This window comes from Paenibacillus sp. FSL R7-0273, from assembly GCF_000758625.1.
Lineage (GTDB): Bacteria > Bacillota > Bacilli > Paenibacillales > Paenibacillaceae > Paenibacillus_AQ.
Window position 1 is genome coordinate 7,046,029 of the sequence record NZ_CP009283.1, and the last position, 24,891, is coordinate 7,070,919.

The 24,891-nt window shown below is 53.8% G+C and carries 22 protein-coding genes; 5 read left to right on the forward strand and 17 right to left on the reverse strand.

Going from position 1 to position 24,891, the window contains the following annotated elements:
- Window positions 1-197 precede the first annotated feature (197 nt).
- Together R70723_RS30265 and R70723_RS30270 are read left to right on the forward strand one after the other, a co-directional pair.
- The gene (locus tag R70723_RS30265; RefSeq protein ID WP_039877820.1) at window positions 198-2,786 is read left to right on the forward strand and encodes a heparinase II/III domain-containing protein; all 2,589 of its coding nucleotides are present in this window, start codon (window positions 198-200) and stop codon (window positions 2,784-2,786) included.
- 143 nt (window positions 2,787-2,929) lie between these two features.
- A complete protein-coding gene (locus R70723_RS30270; RefSeq protein ID WP_039877821.1) occupies window positions 2,930-3,250 on the forward strand; it encodes a cupin domain-containing protein in 321 nt (106 codons plus the stop codon).
- 537 nt (window positions 3,251-3,787) lie between these two features.
- Here R70723_RS30270 and hxlB read toward each other — a convergent pair.
- A complete protein-coding gene (gene hxlB, locus R70723_RS30275; protein ID WP_039877822.1) occupies window positions 3,788-4,342 on the reverse strand; it encodes a 6-phospho-3-hexuloisomerase in 555 nt (184 codons plus the stop codon).
- A gap of 5 nt (window positions 4,343-4,347) precedes the next feature.
- Window positions 4,348-4,980, reverse strand: coding sequence for a 3-hexulose-6-phosphate synthase (hxlA, locus tag R70723_RS30280; protein ID WP_039877823.1), 633 nt, complete (start codon window positions 4,978-4,980; stop codon window positions 4,348-4,350).
- A gap of 276 nt (window positions 4,981-5,256) precedes the next feature.
- On the opposite strand from hxlA, the gene R70723_RS30285 reads away from it, so the two are divergent.
- Together R70723_RS30285 and R70723_RS30290 are read left to right on the forward strand one after the other, a co-directional pair.
- The gene (locus R70723_RS30285; protein WP_039877824.1) at window positions 5,257-6,642 is read left to right on the forward strand and encodes an MATE family efflux transporter; all 1,386 of its coding nucleotides are present in this window, start codon (window positions 5,257-5,259) and stop codon (window positions 6,640-6,642) included.
- A gap of 112 nt (window positions 6,643-6,754) precedes the next feature.
- Window positions 6,755-7,435, forward strand: a complete 681-nt coding sequence (locus R70723_RS30290) for a class I SAM-dependent methyltransferase (RefSeq protein ID WP_052421526.1) — start codon at window positions 6,755-6,757, stop codon at window positions 7,433-7,435.
- On the opposite strand, the gene R70723_RS30295 is transcribed toward R70723_RS30290, so the two are convergent.
- From R70723_RS30295 to tnpB, 7 genes are all read right to left on the reverse strand, one after another.
- Window positions 7,376-7,624: a hypothetical protein gene (locus R70723_RS30295; RefSeq protein WP_039877825.1), complete on the reverse strand. Its 249-nt coding sequence runs from the start codon at window positions 7,622-7,624 to the stop codon at window positions 7,376-7,378. The genes R70723_RS30290 and R70723_RS30295 overlap by 60 nt on opposite strands.
- Window positions 7,625-7,806: 182 nt before the next feature.
- Window positions 7,807-8,037, reverse strand: coding sequence for a cold-shock protein (locus R70723_RS30300; protein ID WP_039877826.1), 231 nt, complete (start codon window positions 8,035-8,037; stop codon window positions 7,807-7,809).
- Between the two features lie 94 nt (window positions 8,038-8,131).
- Window positions 8,132-8,332, reverse strand: a complete 201-nt coding sequence (locus R70723_RS30305) for a cold-shock protein (RefSeq protein WP_036722718.1) — start codon at window positions 8,330-8,332, stop codon at window positions 8,132-8,134.
- Window positions 8,333-8,632: 300 nt separating this feature from the next.
- The gene (locus tag R70723_RS30310) at window positions 8,633-8,911 is read right to left on the reverse strand and encodes a hypothetical protein (RefSeq protein WP_039877828.1); all 279 of its coding nucleotides are present in this window, start codon (window positions 8,909-8,911) and stop codon (window positions 8,633-8,635) included.
- Between the two features lie 98 nt (window positions 8,912-9,009).
- Window positions 9,010-10,116, reverse strand: coding sequence for an MBL fold metallo-hydrolase (locus R70723_RS30315; protein ID WP_039877830.1), 1,107 nt, complete (start codon window positions 10,114-10,116; stop codon window positions 9,010-9,012).
- A 91-nt stretch (window positions 10,117-10,207) separates the two neighbouring features.
- Complete coding sequence (locus R70723_RS30320) at window positions 10,208-10,921, reverse strand: HAD family hydrolase (protein ID WP_039877832.1); 714 nt, start codon at window positions 10,919-10,921, stop codon at window positions 10,208-10,210.
- A 165-nt stretch (window positions 10,922-11,086) separates the two neighbouring features.
- The gene (gene tnpB / locus R70723_RS30325; RefSeq protein WP_197071789.1) at window positions 11,087-12,175 is read right to left on the reverse strand and encodes an IS200/IS605 family element RNA-guided endonuclease TnpB; all 1,089 of its coding nucleotides are present in this window, start codon (window positions 12,173-12,175) and stop codon (window positions 11,087-11,089) included.
- A 251-nt stretch (window positions 12,176-12,426) separates the two neighbouring features.
- Between tnpB and R70723_RS30330 the strand changes: the two genes are divergently transcribed.
- The gene (locus tag R70723_RS30330) at window positions 12,427-13,464 is read left to right on the forward strand and encodes a copper amine oxidase N-terminal domain-containing protein (RefSeq protein ID WP_039877835.1); all 1,038 of its coding nucleotides are present in this window, start codon (window positions 12,427-12,429) and stop codon (window positions 13,462-13,464) included.
- Between the two features lie 88 nt (window positions 13,465-13,552).
- Here R70723_RS30330 and R70723_RS30335 read toward each other — a convergent pair whose 3' ends face one another.
- The 8 genes from R70723_RS30335 to R70723_RS30370 form a co-directional block, all read right to left on the reverse strand.
- Entirely contained in the window at window positions 13,553-15,127 is a 1,575-nt protein-coding gene (locus R70723_RS30335) for a histidine kinase N-terminal 7TM domain-containing diguanylate cyclase (RefSeq protein ID WP_039877836.1), read from the reverse strand.
- Window positions 15,128-15,477: 350 nt separating this feature from the next.
- Window positions 15,478-16,266: an SDR family oxidoreductase gene (locus R70723_RS30340; RefSeq protein WP_039877837.1), complete on the reverse strand. Its 789-nt coding sequence runs from the start codon at window positions 16,264-16,266 to the stop codon at window positions 15,478-15,480.
- A 93-nt stretch (window positions 16,267-16,359) separates the two neighbouring features.
- Window positions 16,360-17,223 carry a diguanylate cyclase domain-containing protein gene (locus R70723_RS30345; RefSeq protein ID WP_231574799.1) on the reverse strand — a complete coding sequence of 288 codons (864 nt, stop codon included), beginning with the start codon at window positions 17,221-17,223 and terminating at the stop codon, window positions 16,360-16,362.
- Window positions 17,204-19,300 (reverse strand): cellulose biosynthesis cyclic di-GMP-binding regulatory protein BcsB, encoded by a 2,097-nt coding sequence (locus R70723_RS30350; protein WP_039877839.1) that lies wholly within the window; start codon window positions 19,298-19,300, stop codon window positions 17,204-17,206. Before R70723_RS30350 ends, R70723_RS30345 begins: the two co-directional genes overlap by 20 nt.
- A 41-nt stretch (window positions 19,301-19,341) precedes the next feature.
- On the reverse strand, window positions 19,342-20,592 hold the full coding sequence (locus tag R70723_RS30355) for a glycosyltransferase family 2 protein (RefSeq protein ID WP_039877842.1): 1,251 nt from the start codon (window positions 20,590-20,592) through the stop codon (window positions 19,342-19,344).
- A gap of 23 nt (window positions 20,593-20,615) precedes the next feature.
- On the reverse strand, window positions 20,616-22,166 hold the full coding sequence (locus tag R70723_RS30360) for a hypothetical protein (RefSeq protein ID WP_039877844.1): 1,551 nt from the start codon (window positions 22,164-22,166) through the stop codon (window positions 20,616-20,618).
- Window positions 22,163-23,698 carry a glycan biosynthesis hexose transferase WsfD gene (wsfD, locus tag R70723_RS30365; RefSeq protein ID WP_047171277.1) on the reverse strand — a complete coding sequence of 512 codons (1,536 nt, stop codon included), beginning with the start codon at window positions 23,696-23,698 and terminating at the stop codon, window positions 22,163-22,165. The genes R70723_RS30360 and wsfD overlap by 4 nt, the downstream gene beginning before the upstream one ends.
- A 15-nt stretch (window positions 23,699-23,713) precedes the next feature.
- On the reverse strand, window positions 23,714-24,868 hold the full coding sequence (locus tag R70723_RS30370; RefSeq protein ID WP_047171278.1) for a glycosyl hydrolase family 8: 1,155 nt from the start codon (window positions 24,866-24,868) through the stop codon (window positions 23,714-23,716).
- Window positions 24,869-24,891: the final 23 nt, after the last annotated feature.

The following is a 24,891-nucleotide window of genomic DNA, read 5'->3' on the forward strand; positions in this document are numbered from 1 at the left end:
CGCAGAAAGACCGTTAGGGAGAAAGCGACTGCGGTAAGGGGGAGAAATTCACTTTTCTTATGTTGTAAAATAAGTCGGATTGTCCCCTCCCCTGTGCCTGTTTGTCCATCCCTGATGAACCCGCAGTACAGCTATACTTATGGAAGAAAGCAGATTGCGAATACAATCGGATGAACAAGGGAGGCTTACATTTAACGATGAGCTCAGCATATAAAAGCACAGCTGCAGCCCGCCCCTTCGGCTGCTATAACCACGATCAGCTGGACGGAATCCGCAGCAGAATAGACCAGCTGCCGGCAGCGGCGCAGGAATTCGCCAGACAACGGGAGCTGTCGGGACAGTTTGCCGCGCGCGAGGCAGCGGCCCCGCTTCACCGGCTCGGCGTGTTCCGGGTCGAGCCGTTCGTCTTCAGGGCCCCGGCAGGGGCAGCCATGCTGAAGCTGTCCGTGCATATCCGGGGCCGGGGCGTTGCCCGGATCGGCGGCGTACGGCTGACGCATTCCCAGCTCGGCCTGCCGGTCACGCTTCAGAACGGCAGCCTCCGGCAGGGGCTTGACGGCTGGACGCAGGAGCCGGGAATCGGCAGTAATATCCGGCTGGAGCAGCTGCCCGGCGGCGGGAGCGGCCTGCAGCCCTCCGGCGTAACGCCGGCGGACGGCGCAGCGGAGGAAGAGGTCCGGTGCGTACGCATCCGGAACGAAGCGGAGGACAGCCTGGCGGTGCTGCGCTATGAGGAGCTGCTGCCGGTATCGGCCGGCGACTATTACGGCATCCAGACCGAGCTGAGTCTGGAAGCGCCAATGGTTAACGGCGGGATTGCTGCCGGCGTTGTGTTTATAGATGCTGCAGGGCAGCCGCTGGACGCAGAGCTGCTCTCGCCGCTCTTTAACCGGCACACGCTGACCAACTGGGCCTATCTGCTTGAGGCGGCCGGTGCAGATGCCAACCTCTATATGGCAACAGGCGAAGACCGGTATGCCGGGCTGGCCAAGCGTAAGCTGCAGTATATGCTGGCTGATATGCGGCAGGGCATGGATATTTTCCGCAGGGACGGCTGGCATGACGATGACACCTACGGTGCGGTTCATATCGGCCGGGGCTTGGCTGCCGTATCGGTTATCTATGACCAGATTGCCGCAAGTGCAGCAGTCTCGGCCGAGGAGTCGGAATCACTGCTGGCCAATCTCCGCTACATCGCAGCGATGATGATGGATACCGCCTACTACCGGTTCGATCTCCCTACCTTTCCGGATGAGAAGGGCGGCATGCGCAGCAACTGGAATGCCGACCGGGCAACCGGGCTCGGCGTCTACGCCCTACTCTTCCCGCAGGAGCCGGAGAGTGCCGCTTATCTGGAGCATGCCTGCTCCGTAGTGGACTGGCAGCTGGCGGAGGTGGTTGACGGGGACGGGGCATGGCCGGAGAATGTCCGGTACCACGGCGCGGTGCTGCACCGTTATTTCCTGTTCTTCGTGCTGCTTAAGCGGCTGAAGGGCACTGATTATTTCGCCCGCGGCAAGGTCAAGGCGATGTACCGCTTCCTGCTCGGCATCGTGACGGCAGAGGACGTGATCCAGGGCGGTGCGGACGGCGCACCCGTTCTGCTGACCCCGGCCGTCGGTGATGCCAACGTGCAGGAGAAGTGGTTCCGCCTGCTCGGCTACGCCGCCCCGTTCTACACGGAGGAGGACCCGCAGCTCGCGGCGGAGATGGTCTGGACCTGGAAGCGCGGAGGCGCACCGGTCCAGGACACCGGCGCGTTCCCGCTGCCGCTGGTCGCGCTGCTCTATCCGCAGCCGGAGCTGCCGGAGCAGATGCCGGAGCTCGGCTCCGTGCATTACCCGGGCATCGGCTATGTCATCTTCCGCAGCGGGGAGCAGAACCTGCAGTATTATGCCATCTACGAGGCATCCCCGCTGACCTATCACGCCCATCATGATGAGGGCCATTTCTCCATCTGGGCGAACGGGGTTCCGCTGACCCTCGATGCCGGAACCGGCGGCTATTACAACGGGGACCGGCACTGGTATGTATCCGGTGCGGCGCATAATATTGTCCAGTTCGCTGACGGCTCCGGCGGCTACGCAGACGGCCCGCTGAAAAGCGTCTGCCGGGAGGTCAGCTTCACGGAGGAGCTGGATTATGCAAGAAGCCTCATCCCCGATGTACACGCCGGCGAGTATGAGCGGCATTTCCTGTACATCAAGGCAGGCTTCGATGCCTACCTGGTCTGGGACCGGATTGAGTCGGCCGCCGCGAGCGTCTGGAATCTGCATACGCTGAGCAGCGGTGCAGAGATTACGGAGCAGGCCATTGACGCCGCCGGCCTCGGCGGCATGCGGCTCCATGCACAGATCGCCGAGCCGCTGCGCCCGGCCGTCACTGCCGGCGAGGGCGCTGTCGGCGGTGCTTACCCGCTGGCTGCGCAGCAGCACTTCCGCGTGCACGGCCGCGCCGGCGAGGACTTCGTCGTGCTGCTGCAGCCGCACGACGAAGGGACACCAGCGCTCCGGCTGGAGCCGCTGGCGCTGGAGCCAGCGGACGCCGCTGACGGTGTGCGGCTGTATAAGCTCAGCCGCGCGGACGGCGGCTGGTGCGTCGCCGCCCTCAACGGCTCCGGCGGGACCCGCCGGGTCCGCGTTCCGGGCGGCGCGGCGCTCCGCGTGCTTGGCGCGGCGGCAGGCGGCGAAGACGCGGCAGCTCAAGCGTTTGAGCATGCACAAGAAGCTGCTGCCGGAATCCTTATTCTTGAACCGGGGGCAATCCGGATGGCTGTTCCGCAATAAAGCTGACCAGCGCTCATTTGAACACTATTTCTCAATTCTGCTGTATGAAATACAATAGAATTGAATATGGACGTAGAATACCGCCAAGCTATTGAACTGAATACAATCATTCCGACCTTAAACCTTAAAGGAGGCAATTTATTATGAGTAACCTTGGAGTATGGGAACCGGCGGAGCCGGGAGTTAAACGCTGCATCCTGAACGCGGCGGCGAGCCTGATGATGATGGAGGTTCATTTCGAGAAGGGTGCCGAGGGCTACGAGCACAGCCATCCGCATGAGCAGATGAGCTACTGCCTGCGCGGAAGCTTCATCTTCCGCATCGACGGAGTAGAGCATACCGTATCAGCCGGCCAGAGTATCGCTATCCCGTCAGGCGCCAAGCACGGCGTTACTGCGCTTGAGGCTGACTCAGCGCTGCTGGATGCATTCACACCGATCCGCGAGGATCTGCTGAAGCGTTAAGCTGAGGTGAAGAAAGAAGTAAAGTGAGAAATGGGTGGCGGAACGAGCGGATTTAAAGCGCTGTCCTGCACAGACTCCGGGGAGTGATTATTTAGTTGGATTATCGTTAGATTATCGTTAGCCTGCGTTGGCAAACCTCCACTCAGGTTGCTCAGCAAGCTCCCGTAGAGAGATCCGGTAACGCGGCTGTCACCATAGCTCTACTTAGCTATACTTAACTACATTTAGCTACTCGTACTGCTCTTGCTACACTCAGCTGCATTTAACTGCACTTTGTACATCTATTCCTAGCTCATTTACCCGCACCAGCCGCATAACTGCATTCCGTACAACTAAATCTGCCTAAAATGCTCAAAATCAGCTTTCAACGCCATTTTAGCTGCACAAAGTGCAGCTAAAGTGGCAAAGGGCCAAAAAACAGGCGTTTTAGTTGCACAAAGTGCAATTAAGTTAAAAAGTACGGCATCCGCCCTAAACACCCGGCGTCTGCCAAACAAAGCAAATAACGCCTGTCCGGATACCGGACAGGCGTTATTTCTATTCCAGGTTCGCGTGGTTGCCGAACATCTGGGTGGTGGTCTGGCCGGTCCATTCCATCAGGCGCAGAATGACGGAATCATAGAACACCAGCAGCGTCTGCTCAAAGAGCGAAGCCATCGGCTGGATGGTGGCCCGCTCCCCGCTGGCCTCCTTCGTTGCACCCGGCAGCTGCACGGTGTAATCGGCCAGCCTGCCAAGTGTGGACTCCGGCGCGATTGTGACCAGCGCGACTGCCGCACCGATAGCCTTGGCCTTCTCGGCCATGGCGACCAGGCCCTTCGTCTCGCCGGAGCCGGAGCCGAGCACCAGCACATCGCCGGCTTCGATTCCCGGAGTCACGGTCTCGCCGACGACATACGCCGCCCGGCCGGCATGCATCAGCCGCATGGCAAAGGCCCGGCCCATCAGGCCCGAGCGGCCGGCTCCGGCCACAAAAATCTTGCCCGACCGCTGCAGCAGCTCAGCGAACTGCTCCGCTCCGCTTGCATCCAGCTCCGCCGCCGAACGCTGCAGCTCTCCTACAATCTCCTGTGCGTAGCCCGCAGTATCCATAGCGATTAGCCCTGGCTAACGAGGCGCTTCATTTCAGCTGCTGCTGCTTTCTGGTCGCTCTCCCCGGTAATTCCGCCGCCTACAATGACAAGATCAGGTCCGGCTGCGATTACTTCCGGCAGAGTGCTCAGCTTGATGCCGCCGGCAATGGCTGTTTTGGCCTGCTTAACCACACCTTTGATCGCCTGCAGGTCAGCAAAGGAGTTTTTACCTTCAGCCTGATGGTCATAACCGGAGTGAACGCAGACATAGTCAACGCCAAGCGCATCTACTTCGGCAGCACGGCCGGCAATATCCTTAACGTTGATCAGGTCAACCAGGATCTCGCGTCCGGTTTTCTTAGCTTCCTCTACAGCGCCTTTAATGGTGGAGTCGTCAGATACGCCAAGCACCGTTACGATATCAGCACCTGCTTCTGCCGCCTTCATCACCTCGTAACCGCCGGCATCCATAATTTTCAGGTCAGCCAGCACCGTCAGCGCAGGAAAAGCATCCTTGATCGCTTTTACCGCATGCAGCCCTTCGTTAATAACGATCGGAGTACCGATCTCTACCACATCAATAAACTCAGCAACCTCCGAGACGATTTCCTTGGCTCCGGCGATATCAACAAGATCAAGCGCTAATTGCAATTTCATATATAGTAGCTCCTTTTTCGGTATAGTTTTGTAAGTTCTGGACTTAGTGTAAGTTCATACAGTCAAAAAAGGAAGTAGGCACTTTCGCGTGATGTAGTTACCCGGAGGATACTATTGGATGCCTAGCGGCCCCGCACACTGGCAGCATTGAAAGAAATTACACCAATTCTTTCATTATTTTCGTGAAAAATACTGCAATTTCATAAAAGCTGTGCTAACATACATTAGGTTTGGAAATAAACTTGTGCGACAGCAATGATCCGAAGAGGTGTATAGATGAAAACGAAAGACCAACAGTTCAATCTTATTAAGCTAACCTGGCCGATTTTCCTGGAATTATTCCTGTTCATGCTTATGGGCAGTGTGGATACCTTTATGATCAGCTCCGTGTCGGATGATGCGGTATCAGGGGTCGGAGCAGCCAATCAGATCATCACCATGGCTATTTTGATCCTTAGTGTTATCGGTAACGGGGCGGCCATCGTCGTCTCCCAGTACCTGGGCTCCAAGAAGCCCCTGGAGGCTGCAAATGTAACCGGCAATGCCGTCACACTTAACCTGCTCGTAGGTATTGTTCTCAGTGCAGTGCTGCTTTTATTCGGCGGCCATCTGCTGACTGCCCTGAATGTGCAGGGTGATATTCTTGCGCATGCCAAGGTGTATATGAATATTGTCGGCGGCGGGATTTTTCTGCAGGCTCTGCTGAATGCGCTGGCCACCACTATCCGTACCTACGGCTTCACTAAGCAGACGATGATGGTTTCGCTGCTGATGAATGTGATCCACGTGATAGGTAACTATATTCTCATTTACGGGCATTTCGGCTTACCCGCACTCGGTGTGCAGGGCGCTGCCATCTCTACGGTAGTCAGCCGGCTGATCTGCCTTGTCCTGTTCTTCCTGCTGCTCTATCAGATCATGGAAGTAAAGGTCAAGTGGAGCTACTATATCTCCCTGTCCAAAAAATACGTAATGCAAATCCTCAAAATCGGTATACCGGCCGCTTTTGAATCGATCACTTATCAGTCCTGCCAGCTCGTGTTCACGCTCTACATCACTTATCTTGGTGCCGAGGCCATGGCTACCCGCCAGTACGCGCTGAATATCTCCAACTACATCTATCTTTTCAGTGTAGCTGTGTCAATGGGAACCTCCATTATTGTCGGCCACCTGGTAGGAGCCAGGCAGACGAAGGCCGCTTACAGCCGGGTATTCACCAGTGTAAAATGGGCCCTGCTCGTCACCGTCGTAATCGATGTAATTGTCATTGCATTCCGCGTTCCGCTGTTTGGGCTGTTCACTGATAATGAGACCATCATAATGATGGGTGCGCAGGTCATCCTGCTCAGCTTCTTCCTGGAGACGGGCCGCACCTGCAATCTGGTTATTATTAACTCCCTGCGCGCCTCCGGCGACGCCAAGTTCCCGGTGTACATGGGCCTGATCTCCATGGTCTGCATGAGCCTGCCGCTCGGCTACGTGCTGGTGTTCCAGATGAATATGGGACTGGCCGGGGTCTGGATTGCCACTGCCTTTGACGAGTGGGTCAGAGCCGTTATTATGTACTTCCGCTGGAAGAGCAGAGCCTGGGAAAAGCACGGCCTGATCCAGCATGATGCTGACGCGCAGCCGGTGAGTCCTTCACCTGCCGCAGCTCACTGATTTATAAACACAAGGCGGCCCGCCAAGGTGTATGTACCTGACGGGCCGCTTTTTTGCGTATATAATAAATTCCATATTTACATATATCAAACGGTAAGGACGGATGATAACCATGAACTCCCCCGAAGAAACCGCAGCTGGACAGTTCGATTCACTCGCAGCAGACTGGAGCAACTCTGACCGGGATATTGCTCTGGCACAAAAGGTAGTACGGATGCTTGGCCTGGAGTCCGGTAACAGCCTGCTCGATGTAGCCTCCGGCACCGGCGTTGTCCCCGCAGCCCTGCAATCGCTTGGTATCCTCCCAGCCCGTTATATGGCTGTCGATATCTCCTCTGCTATGCTTGCAGTATTACACCATAACTATCCGGAAGCAGAGCTGAGGGTTGTCGATTTCGAGAAGCCTTTTGATGGGGGGCAGCCTTTTGATTACGTTCTGCTTTATAACAGCATCCCCCATTTTACGAAACTGGATATGCTGTTTGCCAACGCAGCTTCCTGCCTGAAATCCGGCGGAGCCTTTATGATTGCCCATTCACGCACAAGGCAAGGCCTGAAGGAGCATCATGCGCGGATTGGCTATCTTCCTGCCCATGACCCGATTCCCGCAGATTCCAGACTTGAAGAGCTGGCCGTCCGGTACGGTTTTCAGCAGATTATTATACAGGATGAGGAAATGTTCCGTTTCTCATGCTCTCCTCCCAGCCCTTTAATTAAAGACATATCGGAGAACTTATATAAAAGTAAGCGCCGTAATCCAGCCCTGGTCCATCGCCACATACAATACAGCTAAGAGGACAGCCCCCGCCATGTACGTGATTAGCTTCTTCCGGGTAAACTCCTGGTAGAGGTCCAGACAGATAATAATCCCGCCCAGCGCCAAAGAGCTACCGAGCAGCAGCGGATTGTGGAATCTGACCATCACCACATTTAATACGATCATCATTCCCAGCAGTACTCTGACTGCAACCTTTATAAACATCAGCTTCTCCCCCTTCCTTAGCTAACTTAAGAGAGCACGCAGGTTCACCTTCGAGATTTGTATTTATTGCTATTAATATCATATATATTCCATATTCCAATCATGGTCCAGTACGCCACTAATGTCAATAATCATCACAAAAAGCCTGCTCCTCAGAAGGAACAGGCCTGCCGGTTTGCGGCTTATTTGATTGAAATGCCCTTTTTGATTGCCTTCATTTCGTGATTGTTGTTCACAAGCATAGGCAGGATTTTCATACTGCGGGACATCGGCGAATTACATTGCCAGCAGGTCGGGACATATTGAAACGCAAAATTGTCACGCATCCAGCCTGTGCAGCCCTCTTTCGTACATGACCAGATAGCTGTAGACTCCTGCGGTAAATCTTCCTGAGCTTTTTTGCGAAAATACATGAATAAACCCTCCCCAAGTATAATACCATCCTATCCTTCAAAAAAAAGCTGCCCTCAACAGATGTTAAGGACAGCTTCTTCGCTTGTCAGCGTATTACAGTTTTACAACGTTTTCGGCTTGTGGTCCACGAGCGCCTTGAGTTACGTTGAACTCAACGCGTTGGCCTTCGTCCAAAGACTTGAAGCCTTCGCCAGTGATTGCGGAGAAGTGTACGAATACGTCGCTTCCGCCTTCAACCTCGATAAAACCGAAACCTTTGTCTGCGTTGAACCATTTAACTGTACCTGTTTGCATTTGTATTACCTCCAATAGATTATTTAACACATGTCCTTTTATTCTTACGTATTGTACGAACAAATAAAAATTCACACATTGGAAAAGGTTCATACGCACAAATGATAACCTTTTACAATATGTGAATTAAGGGTTAAATTTATGATTAACAACATCATATCACATAACGTTTCCAAAAGCAAAATAAACTTTATAATTAATTCCAAAGAGCTAAATACACCATACAAAACGGCCCAGGAAAGCTGCAGTAACTCCAGAATTTACGGCTCTGCAGCAGCCCCCTGGCCCGGTGGTGCGTTCCTAGTCAATATAGCCGGCAAGACCTTTGTCCATCAGATAATCCATTTCGGCATCAAGGATGGTTTCAACGGTCAGCTCGTCCAGCTTTACATCGCGCTGGGCAGTCACATAATCGACCAGATCATCATTATCAATATCAACCTCGCCCTTGCTGTCGGCCTTGGCATTATTGATAAAGGTCTGCTCATGCTTCAGCACCAGCTTAATCAGCTTGGGGTCCACCTTGGTTTTGGCGGCCAGTACCTCCAGCAGCTCTTGTTCGTTTACTTTGTCGCTCATTATGTTCATTCACTCCTTAGCATTGCATCATCTGAAATGGCGCGGGGATGCGCCATGAGTATCTATTGTAGCATACCGCTGTCCCCGAAGCTTCTGCCTCATCTCCACCAGGGAATAGAAGGGTAGATTTCAGTGCCTACTTGAACCGGCTCGCCAATTCTCGGCGTAGCCAGCCGCAGCCCCTGCTGCTGCGCAGCGCGCAGCACCCGTTCTACAGGATCAGTCCAGTCATGCATGGCAAGGGTGAAGGCGCCCCAGTGAATCGGGATCATCAGCCTGCCCCGCAGGTCGAGCTGCGCCTGGACGGTCTGCTCCGGCATCATATGGATATCCGCCCATCGCTGGTCATACTGCCCGCATTCCATCAGCGTAAGATCAAACGGGCCGTACCGCTGCCCGATCTCCGCAAAATGCGGCCCGTAGCCGCTGTCCCCGCTGAAAAACACCTTGTCCTGCCCGCCCTGTATAACCCAGGAGCACCACAGTGTAGAATTGCGGTCCAGCAGGCTGCGCCCCGAGAAATGCCTTGCCGGTGTGCTGGTAAGCGTCAGCCCGGCCACGGAGGCCTCCTCCCACCAGTCCAGTTCACGGATACGCTCCGCGCTTATTCCCCATCGTCTTAGATGGGCACCTACACCAAGCGGCACGATGAACAATGCCGTTTTCTGCTGCAGCGCGCGGATTGTCCCGTAATCCAGATGGTCATAATGATCATGGGACAGCACAACGGCATCCAGCTGCGGCAGCTCGTTCAGCTCAACCGGCAGCCGGCTGCTGTAGCGCTTGCCGCCGATGAACGGAAACGGGGAGGGGGCCCGGCCCAGCATCGGGTCAAGGAAAACAGCTGCCCCCTCCATCTCCAGCAGCACAGCCGAATGGCCGAACCAGGTGGCCCGGGTATCTCGGACCTGCCGGATCGAGCCGGTCAGCAGCGGCTGGGGCTGAAGCGGCTGCTTCGGCCTGGAATTGGGATTGCCCTTGATGAAGTCCCTCAGGATGGAGAGACCGCCCTCCGTCTTGCTCTCGGGTGCGGCCGTTTCAAAGGGATACACGAATCTGCCCTGCCGGTACTGGAGCGAACGGCTCCGCTGCTCCTGCTCGGCCTTGGAGGCCCGGCCGCCAAAGGGCGGATACAGGCTCATGACGGCATAAGCAGCGGCAATCAGCGCAAGAATTATCGCTGCAATTATAATAATAACGGTCATACGGCTGTCCTTCTCTCCTGCTGAAATAAGATTATGGACATATTATACGGCGCTGCAGCCGGCCCGGGCAAATGTACCGCTGCTGCAGGCGCTACCCGTTCCAGCCGGGAATCTGCCGCAGGTCACCGCTTAGAATTTCTGTCGTGCTGTTAGCCGGGATGCCGCGCGGAGAGGAAGCTGTTTCTATATAGCAGGAATCAATGTCGATAGCGTTCGCTCCGGCCATATCGGTCCGCGGGTCATTACCGATCATGATTGCCGAGCTCAGATCAGCACCGTAATGATCCGCCAGGTAACGGTAGAACAGCGGGTCGGGCTTGCTTACGCCCGCCTCAGAGGAAATGGCAATCCCGTCGAACAGATGCAGGATGCCCAGCATCGTCAGCTCCGCTTCAATAAAGGTTTTCTGGCCGTTGGAGAGCAGAAACACCTTTTTGCCGCGGCTTCTCAGCTGCCCCAGTATTTCTGCCACGCCGTCATACAGGGAGATATGAATCATGGATAGGGTCCGCATCCAGCGCACGGTTTCATGAAGCCAGGCCTGTCCGGGCTCCCCGCCCAGGTCACGGGCTAACGCCCGGAACACCTCCTCCATCACAAAATCCGGATGCTCGCAATGCTCTGCTGCTGCGGCCAGCTGGCTGTCACGCTCCTGTAAATACCGCTCCTTCAGCTCTGCACCGGTAATATTCATACCCTGATAGCTGAAATGCAGGGACAGCCGCTCCCACACCTCCGCGTTCTCCTCATCCGTCTCAATATCAATCAGGGTGCCATACAAATCGAAAATATACGTATCATACATATCTGTCTTCCCCTTTCTGCATCCGGTTTTCTTAATCCCTCTTGAATTCTCCCCCACTTAGCTAACGCTTGAAGTGGCGGATTCTTGCGAACAGAAGAGTAACCTCTTCTTATTTAGCAAGCGATTCCTGCGTTCCCGCAGTTCTATCATTTGGATAGGTGGCGGTTAAACCGCTACTTGTGCAATATTATGAGCGGCGTTTTCATCACGGTCATGAAGCGTACCGCAAACGGTACACGTCCATTCCCGAACCGCAAGATTCTTTACTTCCGGGTGAATCGTGCCACACACGTGACACCGCTGACTGGTCGGTTCGAACGTATCAGCGATCCGAAGGGTTCGTCCATACCAAAGGGCTTTGTACGTCAGTTGCCGTACCCACTCCCCCCAAGACGCATCCGCGATGGATTTTGAAAGCTTGGGATTCTGAATCATATTCGCGACACGCAGATGTTCGATACTAATCGTTTGGTTTTCACGGATCAGTTTCGTTGTCAGTTGGTGGAGAAAATCATTTCGTTTATTCGCAATACGTTCGTGAATGCGAGCGACATGCTGCTTCGCTTTCTTCCAGTTGGAGCCGCCCGGAGTACGCCGAGCCATCCGCCGCTGCCAAAGCGCCAGCATTTTCTCATATTGGCGGTAAAAGCGGGGGTTGGCATACCGTTCACCATTTGAGCTTACAGCATACTCTTTCAAACCCAGATCGATTCCGATATGTGCGTCCACTTGCGGCAGTGGGTTCTTTTCAACTTCGCAACTAAGCGAAACAAAAAATTTCCCACTGGCGTTTTGACGCACGGTAGCAGACAATATCCGGCCTTCCAGCTTCCGGGAGTTTGCAAAACGCATCCAGCCGAGTTTTGGGAGCTTCAAGCGACTCCCCTCAATGGCGATATTCCCGTTCGTGAATTTGGTCGTGTAACTTTGAACCGGATGCTTCCGGCTCTTAAAGCGTGGCGCTTGATTTTGCTTTTTGAAAAAGCTATCAAAGCTATCCGCCACATGACGGGCAACCGACTGCAAAGCGATGCTATCGACTTCTTTCAGCCAGTCGTATTGCGCTTTTAATACAGGGAGTTTTGTCGCACAAGCGTGATAGGACAAGCCTTTTCCCGTTTCCGCATAGCTTTGATTCCAAGTGTCCAAAAAGTAATTGAACACAAAGCGGCAGCAGCCGAACATACGCCTTATGAGTTGCTGTTGTTCCGGTGTGGGGTAGATCCGGTATTTATAGGCTTGATGTATCAGCATGTGCAACACCTCATTTTTGGTAATATTATTCATATTATAGCACATACGTTCGGGTTTAGGTCAAATACCGCAGATTCATCCCCACCCTATCGAGGGTGGAGTATTCTCAGCTTTTTTAGATAAATATAAACACCCCAAGTGTACTACAAAAGAACAGACAAACTGAATAAAGATGCAACAAAATCGGATTCGCTCCCGTTTAGTACATGACAGCAACCATCTGACAAACTCAACTAAAGGAGCTTACAACTATGAAAACACCCCTGAAAACCAGTGCAGTTCTACTAACTCTATCCCTGGCCCTGTCTGCCGGAGCCGTTTCTGCCGCTCCTGTAGCTTCATCCCCGACAAGCAAAACGCCGCAGGCAACGACCATCGCTGCCGTTAAGACATTTGCCATCGAGCTGAACGGCTCCGTTATCAGAGATCAGGGCTTCCAGCCTTCCGGCGTTAAAGAGCCGCTGGTGCCGCTGCGTGCAGTTGCAGAAGCCCTGGGCTTCACCCTTACCTGGAACCAGTCCAGCAAAACTGCCGAATTGACCAAAGGCAACATCTTTACAACGGTGAAGAGCGGCGAGGACCGTTATTCCGTTAATAAAATGTCCACTACGCTGGGAGCAGCACCCCGGACGTTAGAGAATAAGCTGTTTGTGCCTGCTTCCTTTGTGAGCGAGGTGCTGCAGCAGACCATTTCTGTGGAGGGGCAAAAAATTGTGATCGCTTCAGCGGTAGAGCATATGACGGAGAATGGTGTTATCACTGCGGTTAATGCGGACGGAAAATATCAGTCCATTCATATTAAAGGCACAGGAACCTCCGGGCTGGTACTTAATATAGGCGAGGACACTGTCTTCCGGAAGGCTGACGGCACCAAGCTGACTCTGGCCGACCTGCAGATCGGCATGACAATTGAAGCCGAGCATGCACTATTCTCAACAAGAAGCCTGCCGCCGCAGACACCGGCCTATCAGATCACCGTTCTTGATTCCGCACAGCCGGCGGATCTGCTGGGTACAGAAGGTACTGTAGAGGAAATAAAGACCTCACAGGACGGAACGTCCATGATCCGGATTAACGGCAGCGGCCTGACTGAAACGTCCCAGAGTGAAATTATCCTCAACCTGTCCAAAGACACTGTATATGTCAATGAAAGCGGCGAGCCTGTAGAGGCTGGAGCTGTGGTACAGGGTGCAAAAGTCATCGGCTTCTATGGTCCGGTGCTGACCAGAAGCCTTCCGGCTATCGGGACAGCCTGGAAGATTGTCGTGGTAACCGCACAGCAGCAATAGTACGTACACCAAGAACCGCCGGCCGCGTCATGATGACGGGGCCGGCGGCTCTTGTTCATTTCAGGCACTTGCCGAACTCTTCCGCAAGCTACAGCCTGCCTGCTTCCAGCGGGGCTGGCTGCCGCCCGAGCGTAACCCTGTTTTTACCGCCGGTCTTGGACAGGTACAGCGCCTCGTCCGCTTCGCGGTACAACGCCTCAAAGGTCGCGCCGCTGTCCCCGGTAAAGGCAATGCCGGCACTGACCGTCAGCCTGATCCGGTGTCCGCCGTCCAGCCTTACGGTGTGCCGGGACATTTCACTGCGGAACCTCTCCGCCTCCTTCAGTGCGGCCTCCTCATTGTCTGCAAAGAAGCAGACAGCAAATTCCTCGCCGCCGACACGTCCGGCAATGCCTTTGTTCTGGTACAGCCGGAGTATTTTATCCGAGAAATCAATCAGTGCCTGGTCTCCGGCTATATGCCCGTATGTATCATTAATCAGCTTGAAATCATCGATATCGAACAGCAGCAGGGCGATTCCTGCTTCATCCTGCAAAGCGTAGTTCTCAATCAGCCGCATGAAATGCCTGCGGTTATACAATCCGGTCAGATCATCCACTGTAGCCTGGTAGAGGAGCTCACGCTCATACCGCTTCTTCTCGCTCAGGTCACTGAACACGATTAGCATGCCTGCAGCCGCACCGTGCCCGGCCTCCGTATCGATCAGAGACAGCCCGTAGCAGGCCCCGTCTGTGCCGGGAACATCCACTTCGAACTGGCCCTCCGTACGCCGGTAATAACTAACCGCGACTTCTCCGTACCGTTCCAGCAGCACAAATATATTTTTGCCCAGCCACGATTTCTCCGTCCGTTCCGCCAGTGCCGACAGCATCCGTTCTCCGGCTTCATTGATGTCTATTATGTTGTTGTGGCGGTCGGTCAGCACAATGCCGTCCTTCATGTTCTCGATAATCTGTTTCTTCGCCCGGGGATACAGGGATAGCTCCGAATTGCGGAAGATGGAGAAGTAACCGACGATTACAGGAGGAAGATAGGTAAATGCGATAAAGCCGGGAAGCGTAATTTTGAGCAGCGGGAGCAGAAAAATAGATCCGATGGGGACCAGCAGACTGAGCAGCATCAGTAAATTCCACTTAAAATAATATTTGGGCGCACTTTGCAGGGAAACAGCCAGCAGAAAAACAGCGTAGACGCCGAACAGCTGGTCATACGCAATCAGCGCCATATTCAGCACGGTCGGATGCACCTCAATTCCGCTCACGCCCGCCAAGGTAGTCATGCCGACTCCGGTACGCATCAGATGATGCCAGGAATCTGTAAAGATCAGCAGCACATAAAGGGCTACCGGAATGCAAAAAAGAGCCAGCCGTCTGTTCAGCCCGTCCGAGGATCGTGTTATGTATTCTTTAACAAAAGCATAGGTAAAGATGGTGCTCAAAAAGAGCGGCGGCTGCTGGAGGTTTCTCCACCACAGCTTGGCCTGAAACGACTCCGAGAGGATTTCTCCGGCCGTAGCCGCAAAAATCACGCTGACCAGCAGCATCAAGATCCATAAATAGCGCCTTCCTGGTGTGTTGCGGTGCCGGCAAGAGCTGACGCCCATGTAGAGACTTAGAACACTGCCCATAATTAAATAATAGGGATAACCCTGCATCCACGGCATGTCATATTTCTCCTATTTTTGTTATAGCTTTGCCTTATTATATCCTACTCCTCTGTACAATTGAACCTTCCCTGCAAAAATACACAAAGACCCTGCGGGCTGCCCGCAGGGTCCTATTAAAGGTGAGAAGCGAATATTTAGTTATGCCGTTATCCAGTTGCTAGGGTACTCTTCCTGAAAACAACCGAAGAAATCTCGATTTGGTTTTCCGTTTCCCTTTCAGATAGTACATGGGTAATCAACTACCTTTCGGAATACACATTACATGCCGTTCCAATCCGTTAATTGATGCCTTCCACTTCCCACCTGCTCATTATTACCCGCATAGGCCGCCAGTCAAACAGCAGCCGTCAAAGTGATTTCATTGCGCCTCCGTCAATCAGCAGCGCCTGCCCGGTAATATAGGTATTGGCAAAGGAACCGAGGAAGACCGCCGCCTTCCCGAACTCCTCCGGCGTCCCTGCCCGGCCAAGCGGAATGTTCTTCACTGAAGCACGCTGAACCTCTTCAAGCGCCAGCCCTTGCGCCTCCGCCCTCCGGCTGTCCAGCTCGGTCAGCCGGTCTGTGCCGATCCGCCCCGGGGCAAGCGTATTAATCAGAATACCGTCTGGCGCAAGCTCCGCCGCCAGGCTCTTGTTCAATGCCTGGACACCGGCCCGGAACACACTGGAAAGAATCAGCCCGTCAATCGGCTGTTTAATGGATGAGGAGCTGATGGTAACAATCCGTCCGCCGCCGGCTGCACGCAGGAAGGGCAGCGCCTCACGGATCAGCCTCACGCTGCTCATCAGCGTCAGCTCGAAGCCGCCGGCCCAGTCGCTGTCCGCCATATCGGCAAAGCCGCCGCCCGGAGGGCCGCCTGCATTGGTAACGAGCACATCAAGGCCTCCGGCCCAGCCGGCTGCTGCCGCAATGGCCTCCCGTACCGCGTCCGGGTCGGTTACATCCATCTCCACCAGCGCAACCTCCGCACCGGTCTCCGCTTCAATTCTCTTCGCGGCTGCTTCCAGCTGCGCCTGGCTGCGGCTGGCGATTGTTACCTTCGCGCCTTCCCTTGCGAATTCAAGCGCAGTCGCCAGTCCCAGCCCCTTGCTCGCAGCCGCTACAAATACTGATTTTCCTTTAAGACCCAGATCCATTCTCTCTCTGCCTCCTTGTTCAAGGTAGCCCCTGCCTCCGCCGGCGGGATAGATCAATTGTAAAACGGGGCCTCCGGGATATCCAGTCAGGCTTTACACATCGTACTCCAGCTGCTTCTTGGCCTGGACAATAAAGTCCAGCGGATTCTCAATCGCAGCAGCCTCGTACTGCACAGCACCGATTTTGAGTCCAAGGCTCACTTTATATTTGCTGGAGAATTCATTTTCGTTCAATTGCTGAAGCTTGAGCTTGATCCGTTCAATGACAATTTTGGCCCCGTCACGGTCTGTAAAGAGCAGCAGCCCCCAGGTTGCATCGTCCTTGTCCAGCAGATACAGCGCATCATTCGTGCGGATGCTGGACTGGCTGAGCTGGGAGACATCATAGATCGCCTCGGACAGCTGCTCCTCCGGAATCAGCCGGCGGATCTCGCTCCAGTATTTCACCTTAACGACCAGCAGGGTAAGCGGAATGCCGTAGCGGGTGGATATCCCCGTAAACAGGCTGGCATCCTTCTGAAAGGCAATGCTGTTGCGCAGATCGGTATTCTCATCCACCGTAGCCAGATTGGCCGTTGTCTTCTTCAGCCGCTCATTCTCCGCCTGCAGCTCCCGTGAGCTTGAGGTGAAAATCCACATCGTCACCGTAATCAGCGGCACCATAATCAGCCAGAAATAGGTGTTGACCCCGATCGTCTCCCCCCGGGACACCGTCTGGTATACCACGAAGAGACCATAGCTGAAGATGAAGGCGAGGTTCAGTGTCAGTCCCGCTGTCACCGTAGTGAAATACGTGACCAGAGCGAGCAGGAAGGCAATATTCAGAATAATAATATTCTGCAGGTAGCCGCTGCCTGAACCGGCGATAAACACAACACAGATGAACATCAGGACCAAAAATCCAAGAAACCCAAGGTCTGAAGCCAGACTGCTGCGGTTACGTCTCACGTCTATCACCACGTTTCTTCATATGTTTGCGGATCAGCAGAAGAAGCGCTACAAGCACCAGGGCAATGGTAAGGACTACCGCGACAACGAAGCCCAGCACATCGCTGCGCTCTACAATCTGCTCCAGCGCCGAATCCTGCTTCGCCCCTGTATCCGTCTTGAACCGGTAGGCGCTGACGTTCCCGTCCTTGTCGACAGCAACGCCGTCACCGAACACCTTCCACTTATCCTTTTCGCTGGCAATCAGCCTTGAAGCCAGATAATAATTCTCCGCATTCACCGCTGTAACCGCCATAAATCCTCGTCCGCTTCCATACGGCGATTCCACCAGCTGCAGCGTTCCAAGCTCTGCGCCGTACTGCTCTTCAATGCTTATTTTTTCATTGGATAGGAGGGTTGTGCCGTCCTTGCTGTACCGGAAATACAGCTTGTTGTTGTTGTCCCGGATAATCTTATTGTTCTTATAGGAGCCAACGGCCAGAATATTGTTGTTCTTCAGGTTATCCGCGCTGACATCGTCAGTGTAAAAGTGAATATCCCCGGTATTGCCGTCCGTATACTGTCCCAGCAGATTGAACACATTCCCCAGACTCAGGTAGGCATAGTCATCCATCTCCTGCGGCAGCACTACAGCCACATGATTATAGATCCCGTCCCGCAGGAACGGATACGGATAGTTGTTGAACAGCAGGTCAGTCCGGTCCTTCGTATTCAGCTGCAGCAGTGATTCCTTATCGATATAGGCCCAAGGCATCTGCTCCGTATTCGGCGTGCAGACTGCGCTTTCCATCTCCAGATCAAAGGCTACGGTTACTGAAAAATTCCCCGAGATATTAAGATTCTTGGGCACCGTCAGGGTAAGCGTGTCGCCGTTAGCCAGCTCCCTGGTCAGCTTCTTGCTGCCGATCGGTGTGCCGTTAATGCTGACAGTAACCAGTGAGCGGGTAAAATCCAGATTTCCGGCATAGCGGAAATCCAGGCTGATTTTGCCGGAATCGGCGATGGAGCGGTTCGAAGGCAGGGCGATGAAATAGGATTGCTCCCGGTGATTCGGACCGGTTAAGGTATCGCCGGATTCCGTCAGCGTCACCTCCGAGCTGATGCTGCCTGCCGGCTCATCTGCCTGCGTAGCGTCGTCGACCACCTTCAGATCACTTGAAATCTGGCTCATCAGCTCCGTGCTTGCCGCAAGCCTGCCCGCCTTGATCAGCAGGCTCTCATCCTGCGAGGTAATCACCAGCGTCGGCCGGGTATCCTTATTCAGCAGCTGGATCAGGGCGTGTGTCCCCAGATCCTCTGCTGTGCTGAGCCGGGATTTCAGCTCTGCCGGAACGCGGTCGTACATGGCCACGAGCACTACCGCACTTCTGTCTTTGATGCTGTCCTCCCGGTAAGGGAGCATTGCGATGGTTTTGTCCGTCAGGGCATTCTCTTTGGCAAAGCCTGACAAGGCGTAGGCAGCGGATTCCAGCTCAGCGCCGGTAGCCTGCTCCGGCACTGTAATCAGGCTTTTTCCGTTCTTCACGGTATCAATACCGGAGAACCGCCCGCTGAAATCGCTGATTCCGCCGGTGAGCTCCTTGCTGCTGTAAGTAACCGCAATACTGGAGGTATTGAAGAAGTGCAGCCAGTTGTCCGGCGAGTTGTCCACATAGCAGACCTGGTTATTGTCAACAGCTGTCTTCAGGTCCCCCTGCAGTGTCAGCGTGTTGCTGTCCTTCTTCAGGAAGCCCTTCGGCGCAGTGATGCTTATAATCTGTTCCCCGTTATTCTGAAGGGACGGCCGGAACGAGTGGAACGGAATGCCGTTCAGCGACAGCGTGATGCTCGACACCTGATCCTTTGTAATCTGTGAAACCTGGAAGTGCAGGTTGATCTTCACGCTGTCGACATTCCAGTAATCCATTATGGTAAAAAGCTGCTGCGATGCTGCTCCGCCGGACAATGCAGTATCACTGCCGGTAAAGGCGGTCTCATACGTCAGCCTGCCGGCTCCCGGAAGCACTGCCGCGGCAGAGGCTGCCGGAAGCAGAGACAGGAAAAGGGAGAGGCAGAGCGCCCACAACAACAACTGTTTTTTTATCATCTTTGTATCTCCTGTTCACCTTAATTCTCTTCCTCCGGCGCCTAATAACGCTCGGTCTTGTACCATTTGGCTTCACGCTTGAAAATGACATCCTTGAGGTAGTTATACATCCCGTAAGCGGCAACAGCCATCCAGAGCTGGCAGTAAGAAACATACATCAGCATAATGATGCCCAGATTCGACAGGCTCATTTCGCCCTTCTCTGTCGTCAGGGTAACGAATATCCCGACTACGAACAATATGATGGCCAGGATCCACAGAAAGCTGCTGAGTCCGGCTATGGTGGTATGCACATAACCCATTGCGTGCAGCACCAGCAGCAGATCAGAGGTAATCAGCGAGATCAGCAGCAGGAAGTAGATCGACACATAATACAGGATATCGAAGCGGATCCGGGCCGCCGAGCGGTCGAAGAGCAAGGGCAGATTTTTGACAATAACATAGACATTGCCCTTGGCCCAGCGCGTCCGCTGCTTGAACCAGACCTTCACCGTCTGCGGCTCCTGCTCCCAGGTGACCGATTTAGGCTGGAACTTGATCCGGTAGCCCATCATATAGATGCGGAAGCTGATCTCCGTATCCTCGGCAATCGCTTTGACATCCCACCCGCCGATCGCTTCAACAATGGACCTGCGCATAATAAAGTTGGTTCCGGGAATCGTGCACAGCTTGAACAGCTTCCACCGCCCGGCCTGGGCCATCCATTGAAAAGAGAGCGTCTCTATATTAATAAACCTTGTAAGCAGACTGGCATCACGGTTGCGGGTTCTGAACTTGCCGATGACAGCGCCAAGACTAGGATCAGCATTAATCTCGGCAACCAGATACCGCAGCGCTGTCCGCTCAGGTGTATTGTCGGCATCATAGATTGCAATCAGCTCCCCCTTGCTGCGGGTAAAGCCGATATTAAGGGCATTGGACTTCCCTTTCCCCCCGGTGACCGTATCCGTATTGATAATCAGCAGATTGCGCGCCGGATATCTCTCCTGTATATTCCCCAGCAGCACAGCACTGTTATCCGAGGAATTGTCATTAATGACAATAATCTCATAACGGTCATGCGGATAATCCAGCGCCAGCAGCGACTCCACGGTCTTACTGATAACCACACCCTCATTATGTGCGGGAACCATGATGGTCACAAAGGGATATTCGCCCTTGATTTCCGGAATCTCCTCCCGCTCGGTTTGAATGTAATATAAATATCCGGCAATAATCAGTGCAACATTGACCAGCAGCAGCGACCAGATACAGATCACCGCAATTACCATCAACACGTCCGAGACCGTCATGTTATCCTCCTAACCCGCAGGCCTTATTTCAAATATTTCTTCCGGTACAGTCTGTAGCCGACCAGTAGCAGCACCCCGAAAAAGAGCAGCGCGACGGCAATCACAACTATAAAAAATTGATTCTGCACGCTGAACAGCGCCTTAAAGCTCTGATACTGCTCTTCCTGGTATTGAAAATCGCTGCTTACTGCCTCCGGCGCATAGCCGAGGTTAAGCGGACTGCCGTTTACTCTGATTACCCCGTCAGCGGAATCCACCGTGTAAGCATCAGTAACCACCTTATGGACAGTCTGTTTATAGTCGGCAAAAGCGATCCAGTAGCCGGTTACTGTCTGCAGCAGGGCCTCCAGCCCGGCTTCATCCTCCGGCAGATCCACTGTAACAGCTGTATCGGCGGGCAGCTGCGGTATGGCCTTGCCCTCATGCTTAAGCCCCGACAGGAATTCGGGCGTTACGCTGTACAGTGAAGAGGCAAAGGAAACGGAAACATTGGTTTTCTCCATATGAATCACATTTTCATCCGGGAACAGCACCACCGAGTCAAAAAACGCCATACCGGCAGAGGAATATTCCTTATCGTAGGTCCAGTAGAGATCTGCCCCCATCCCGAGCGGGGCAATGCCGTTCTCAACCAGCAGATTGATAAAGCTGTTCATCTTGGCGTTCAGCGTGCGGTCATTGCTGTTAATCGACGGCATGACCACAGGCGCATTGACCAGGATGCTTCCGTTCTTCGACTGGACTGACTTGAGGGCTTCCAGATACCGCTGCATCGCCGGAAAACCGGTATTGCTGAATACCGGACGCACACTGGCGATGAACGGGATACCGGCCTCATACAGACGGTCGGCCAGCTTCTCCAGCAGTGTCAGATCGGAGAACGGGTAGATTTCTTTAATCACCAGATACGTCTGCGCCGAAGCGCCGGCCCCGAGCCAATCCTTCAGCACTTCTGCCATCGCCAGCCTGCCGGCATTGCCTGCTTCCAGGTAGGGCACATAGGTTAAGCTCCCGGAGCTGGCTGCGTAAGGCATTTTCCGGCCGCTGCCCGTAAGCGACAGGCTGCCGTAGAGCCGCTCCGCACTGCTTGCGGCAATGTAAGGAACCTGGCGCAGCATAAGGCCAGCTTCCCGGAACGGTCCGAAGGCCAGCTCTGCACTTTCTTCGGCGACCATACCGGTCGACAGCTTCATTGCCTGTTGGAGCCTGTCAGGCGGATTATAGCCGATATGCAGGTACTGTCCCTGATAGCCGGAAATATCGGCCTCAATCCCCTTACTAGGAGGCAGCTCCCGTTCATTGATGACAGCAATGACCCTGGAGAACTCCTTCATCGCACCCTGCTCATAATCATTAAGGGACAGCAGGGTAACCTGCACATGATAGGCGGCCAGCTGATGCTGCAGCTCACGGATATTGCCCTCGCGCGGAGTGCCTGAGGCCAGGCTGTCATAGAGCAACAGAACCTCCGGCTGCCGTCCGGCATCCTCCGCTGCTCCAGCCGGAGCCGCAGGCAGCAGCAGGGCAGCTATAAGCAGCAGCGGCAGCAGTAAGTTCAGCCTGCGTCTGCTCATGCGCTGACACCCTCCTGCACCTTCTGCATGCCGGGCTCCCTACCGGCTGCCGGTTCACGGCTGCCGGACACTCTGCGGCCGATTACACCGGATAAAGCCAGCACGGATACAAGATCGAAGGCCAGAGTGAACAGGAATTCATGCTTGGATATATCCGCATCACCTGCCCCGATAATGGAGACCATAATGCCTGACAGGCCTACTGCCATACTGGCTATAATCAGCGTCATCCGCTGCATCCCCCGGAAGTCGCGTGCCTTGAGCGCCTGGATGAACGAGGGCATATACAGCCCGATGACCAGCACCATCCAGAGCAGAATAAATCCGAAGGTTTTGGGCGCCATAATACCCTTAAGCAGACTGTAGAGTGCAAAGAAGTGGCTCTGCGCCCGGAACTCCTTGCCCGCCGACTGCTCGTAATTGCCCATTGCCGCAGGCTTGATCGAAAAGGCGCTTTGTGCCGCTACATCAAGGATGGAGCTGAACTGGTCCGGATGGGCAAGATAGTATTTCAGAATCGAGACAAAGCCGTATTTGCTGTAGAAATCCTTTTCCAGAATCGGAGAGTTCACATCAACCGTCCCGTACTGCTCATAGTAGATATTATTTTTGAGAATGGCATACTGCTCATCGATCCCGAACGATTTCAGCGACGTCTCCGGGTTGGCTGAATCCTTCAGCACTCCGCGGGTCATCGCATGGTACTGGTTAATGTTCACAAACTCTTTGGAAATATTGAGATAGGTAAATAATCCGGAAGCCATCAGAAGCATCAGCGAGAACAAGGTCAGTCCGCGGAATATACGGTCCCTTCTTACCCAGAGCAGCATGATGCCCAGCACTGCCAGAATGATGCCGACAGGAGCGTTCTGCTGCTTGGAGGTGGTCAGGAGCAGGCCGCTGATCAGAAACAGGGCCAGCAGGAAATAATCATTGTACCGTTTGCGGAACAGCAGCAGCCATGCGGCAAATACATACAGCATCATAATCAGCACAATGCTCTCACTATAGAAAGAATTGAAATAAGCGGTATATCCGGTATCGCCAAAAACAAAAATGGCCAGCACCGCGCACAGCATCCCCTGTTTCCGGGTCATTCGGCACGTAATGGCTTCCACCAGCAGGTAAACGGCAGCCACATAGAGCAGGGTATAAATGGCGGCCTGAAACCGGATGTCGAACACGGTACTGCTGAACAGCAGCTTGTTCAGGCCGATAGCCAGCTTGATAAACATGGACTGGGACGAATCCAGCGTTGCCCCGTTCTCATTAAAGTATTGATAAATTCCAAAATGCTTCACAAAGTAACCAAAGTACTGGCTGTCATAATCCGGCTGGCTGAAGTAGAGTCCGTTGCTGTAGATGCTGCGGAAAAAGTCGCCGTTATCGGCCATTCCGATATATGGAGCCGTAAACAGGGCAATCACCGTAATCAGCAGCACCCCGAAGGCCGCAATAAAGGCAGGGGAGGTACGGAAGCCGGCAAGGATAACACTCTGCCGCAGGGTTGTTTTTACAGTGCTGTTGATCATGCGGATTCACCTTCGTTATTGTTCGTTTTTGGGGAAATAGGAATAAGCGAGCAGAGCCATCAGATTGTCAAAGGAGTACGCCTGCCCGGTATTCGTGTCTCCAAACCCGCCGTACAGCGGACTTTCCGGATCAGTAATCCTGAATTCGTTCATCCGTTCTATGCCTGCTGCATAGAGCGCCTCATCACCGACTGCAGCACCGATCATCGCTGTCAGCGCATAGATGGCTGTAGAGCGTATATCATTCGCCGGCGCTCCTTCGCGGGTATATTGCCCGTACAATGTGCCTGCTTCGACCTTTTCCCTGATAAAGCGTAGGCTCTCCGGATTCTCCCGGCCGACCTCGGTCAGGTTCAATATACTCAGCAGCGATTCTACCGTATTGATATTCTCCGACCTGTACGTTCCGGAAGGATAATCAAACCTCGTCTCATAGAAGGGAAAAGCGTCTGACAAATATCCGTCCTCAAGAATTTCACTCATATTATGCATCAAAATACCTTTAGATTCGCTATCAATCGACAAATTTTGCAAAACACTTAGCCTAATATAACATAAAGTTATAAACTCGTTGTTGTTATGGTAATAATTGTCGTAGATGTCAAGCATATAGCCATCTCTAACGTTATTGTTGTAGAATTGTCTGGAATAAAGCTCCATCTCTTCCTTGTATGCAGGCTCTGCAAACAGCTCCCCGGCCTCATATAACGCTTCAATGATCCGCAGATCGTCCACGGCTGCATTAACCGTATACTGCCTGTCCAGCTTTGGGCTATACCGGTAGCCGAACCCGCCCTCCATGCCAAAAACCTGCTTTCCGAGCTCCCATTGCTCCGCGAACGCTCCTGCATCCCCATCGCGGACAGCACTCAGCATCATCAGAGAAGCCGATTCACTCAGGACCTCATGGCCGGTGGCAGCCTCTGCCGACTGGTCAGTGTCTATCAGATTAGTATAAATCCCATAAGGGCCTGTAAGCTTGCTGGCTATAAAGGCCTTTAACTGCTGTTCCTCTCCGGAAATCCCCTCCGGCGGCCATCCTGGAGTCGGCGAGGGCTTAGATGTGACCTCTGCAGTTGCCGGCGGCACAGGCTCTGCCTTATTGCTGCAGCCGGTTAGAAGAGCCACAACTGTCAATGTAGCTAGTAATATGCTGCGTCTTCTATTCAAATCGCCACTCCTCCACAAAAGGG

Bases quoted from the DNA above. Each gene is read 5' to 3' on its own strand.
- R70723_RS30355 (WP_039877842.1), bottom strand. From the start codon at position 20,592: ATGACGGTCTCGGACGTGTTGATGGTAATTGCGGTGATCTGTATCTGG.
- R70723_RS30265 (WP_039877820.1), top strand. From the start codon at position 198: ATGAGCTCAGCATATAAAAGCACAGCTGCAGCCCGCCCCTTCGGCTGC.
- R70723_RS30315 (WP_039877830.1), bottom strand. From the start codon at position 10,116: ATGACCGTTATTATTATAATTGCAGCGATAATTCTTGCGCTGATTGCC.
- R70723_RS30335 (WP_039877836.1), bottom strand. From the start codon at position 15,127: ATGCCGTGGATGCAGGGTTATCCCTATTATTTAATTATGGGCAGTGTT.
- R70723_RS30290 (WP_052421526.1), top strand. From the start codon at position 6,755: ATGAACTCCCCCGAAGAAACCGCAGCTGGACAGTTCGATTCACTCGCA.
- R70723_RS30360 (WP_039877844.1), bottom strand. From the start codon at position 22,166: ATGAGCAGACGCAGGCTGAACTTACTGCTGCCGCTGCTGCTTATAGCT.
- R70723_RS30270 (WP_039877821.1), top strand. From the start codon at position 2,930: ATGAGTAACCTTGGAGTATGGGAACCGGCGGAGCCGGGAGTTAAACGC.
- wsfD (WP_047171277.1), bottom strand. From the start codon at position 23,698: ATGATCAACAGCACTGTAAAAACAACCCTGCGGCAGAGTGTTATCCTT.
- R70723_RS30340 (WP_039877837.1), bottom strand. From the start codon at position 16,266: ATGGATCTGGGTCTTAAAGGAAAATCAGTATTTGTAGCGGCTGCGAGC.
- hxlA (WP_039877823.1), bottom strand. From the start codon at position 4,980: ATGAAATTGCAATTAGCGCTTGATCTTGTTGATATCGCCGGAGCCAAG.
- R70723_RS30320 (WP_039877832.1), bottom strand. From the start codon at position 10,921: ATGTATGATACGTATATTTTCGATTTGTATGGCACCCTGATTGATATT.
- R70723_RS30350 (WP_039877839.1), bottom strand. From the start codon at position 19,300: ATGATAAAAAAACAGTTGTTGTTGTGGGCGCTCTGCCTCTCCCTTTTC.
- tnpB (WP_197071789.1), bottom strand. From the start codon at position 12,175: ATGCTGATACATCAAGCCTATAAATACCGGATCTACCCCACACCGGAA.
- R70723_RS30330 (WP_039877835.1), top strand. From the start codon at position 12,427: ATGAAAACACCCCTGAAAACCAGTGCAGTTCTACTAACTCTATCCCTG.
- R70723_RS30300 (WP_039877826.1), bottom strand. From the start codon at position 8,037: ATGTATTTTCGCAAAAAAGCTCAGGAAGATTTACCGCAGGAGTCTACA.
- R70723_RS30310 (WP_039877828.1), bottom strand. From the start codon at position 8,911: ATGAGCGACAAAGTAAACGAACAAGAGCTGCTGGAGGTACTGGCCGCC.
- R70723_RS30305 (WP_036722718.1), bottom strand. From the start codon at position 8,332: ATGCAAACAGGTACAGTTAAATGGTTCAACGCAGACAAAGGTTTCGGT.
- hxlB (WP_039877822.1), bottom strand. From the start codon at position 4,342: ATGGATACTGCGGGCTACGCACAGGAGATTGTAGGAGAGCTGCAGCGT.
- R70723_RS30285 (WP_039877824.1), top strand. From the start codon at position 5,257: ATGAAAACGAAAGACCAACAGTTCAATCTTATTAAGCTAACCTGGCCG.
- R70723_RS30295 (WP_039877825.1), bottom strand. From the start codon at position 7,624: ATGTTTATAAAGGTTGCAGTCAGAGTACTGCTGGGAATGATGATCGTA.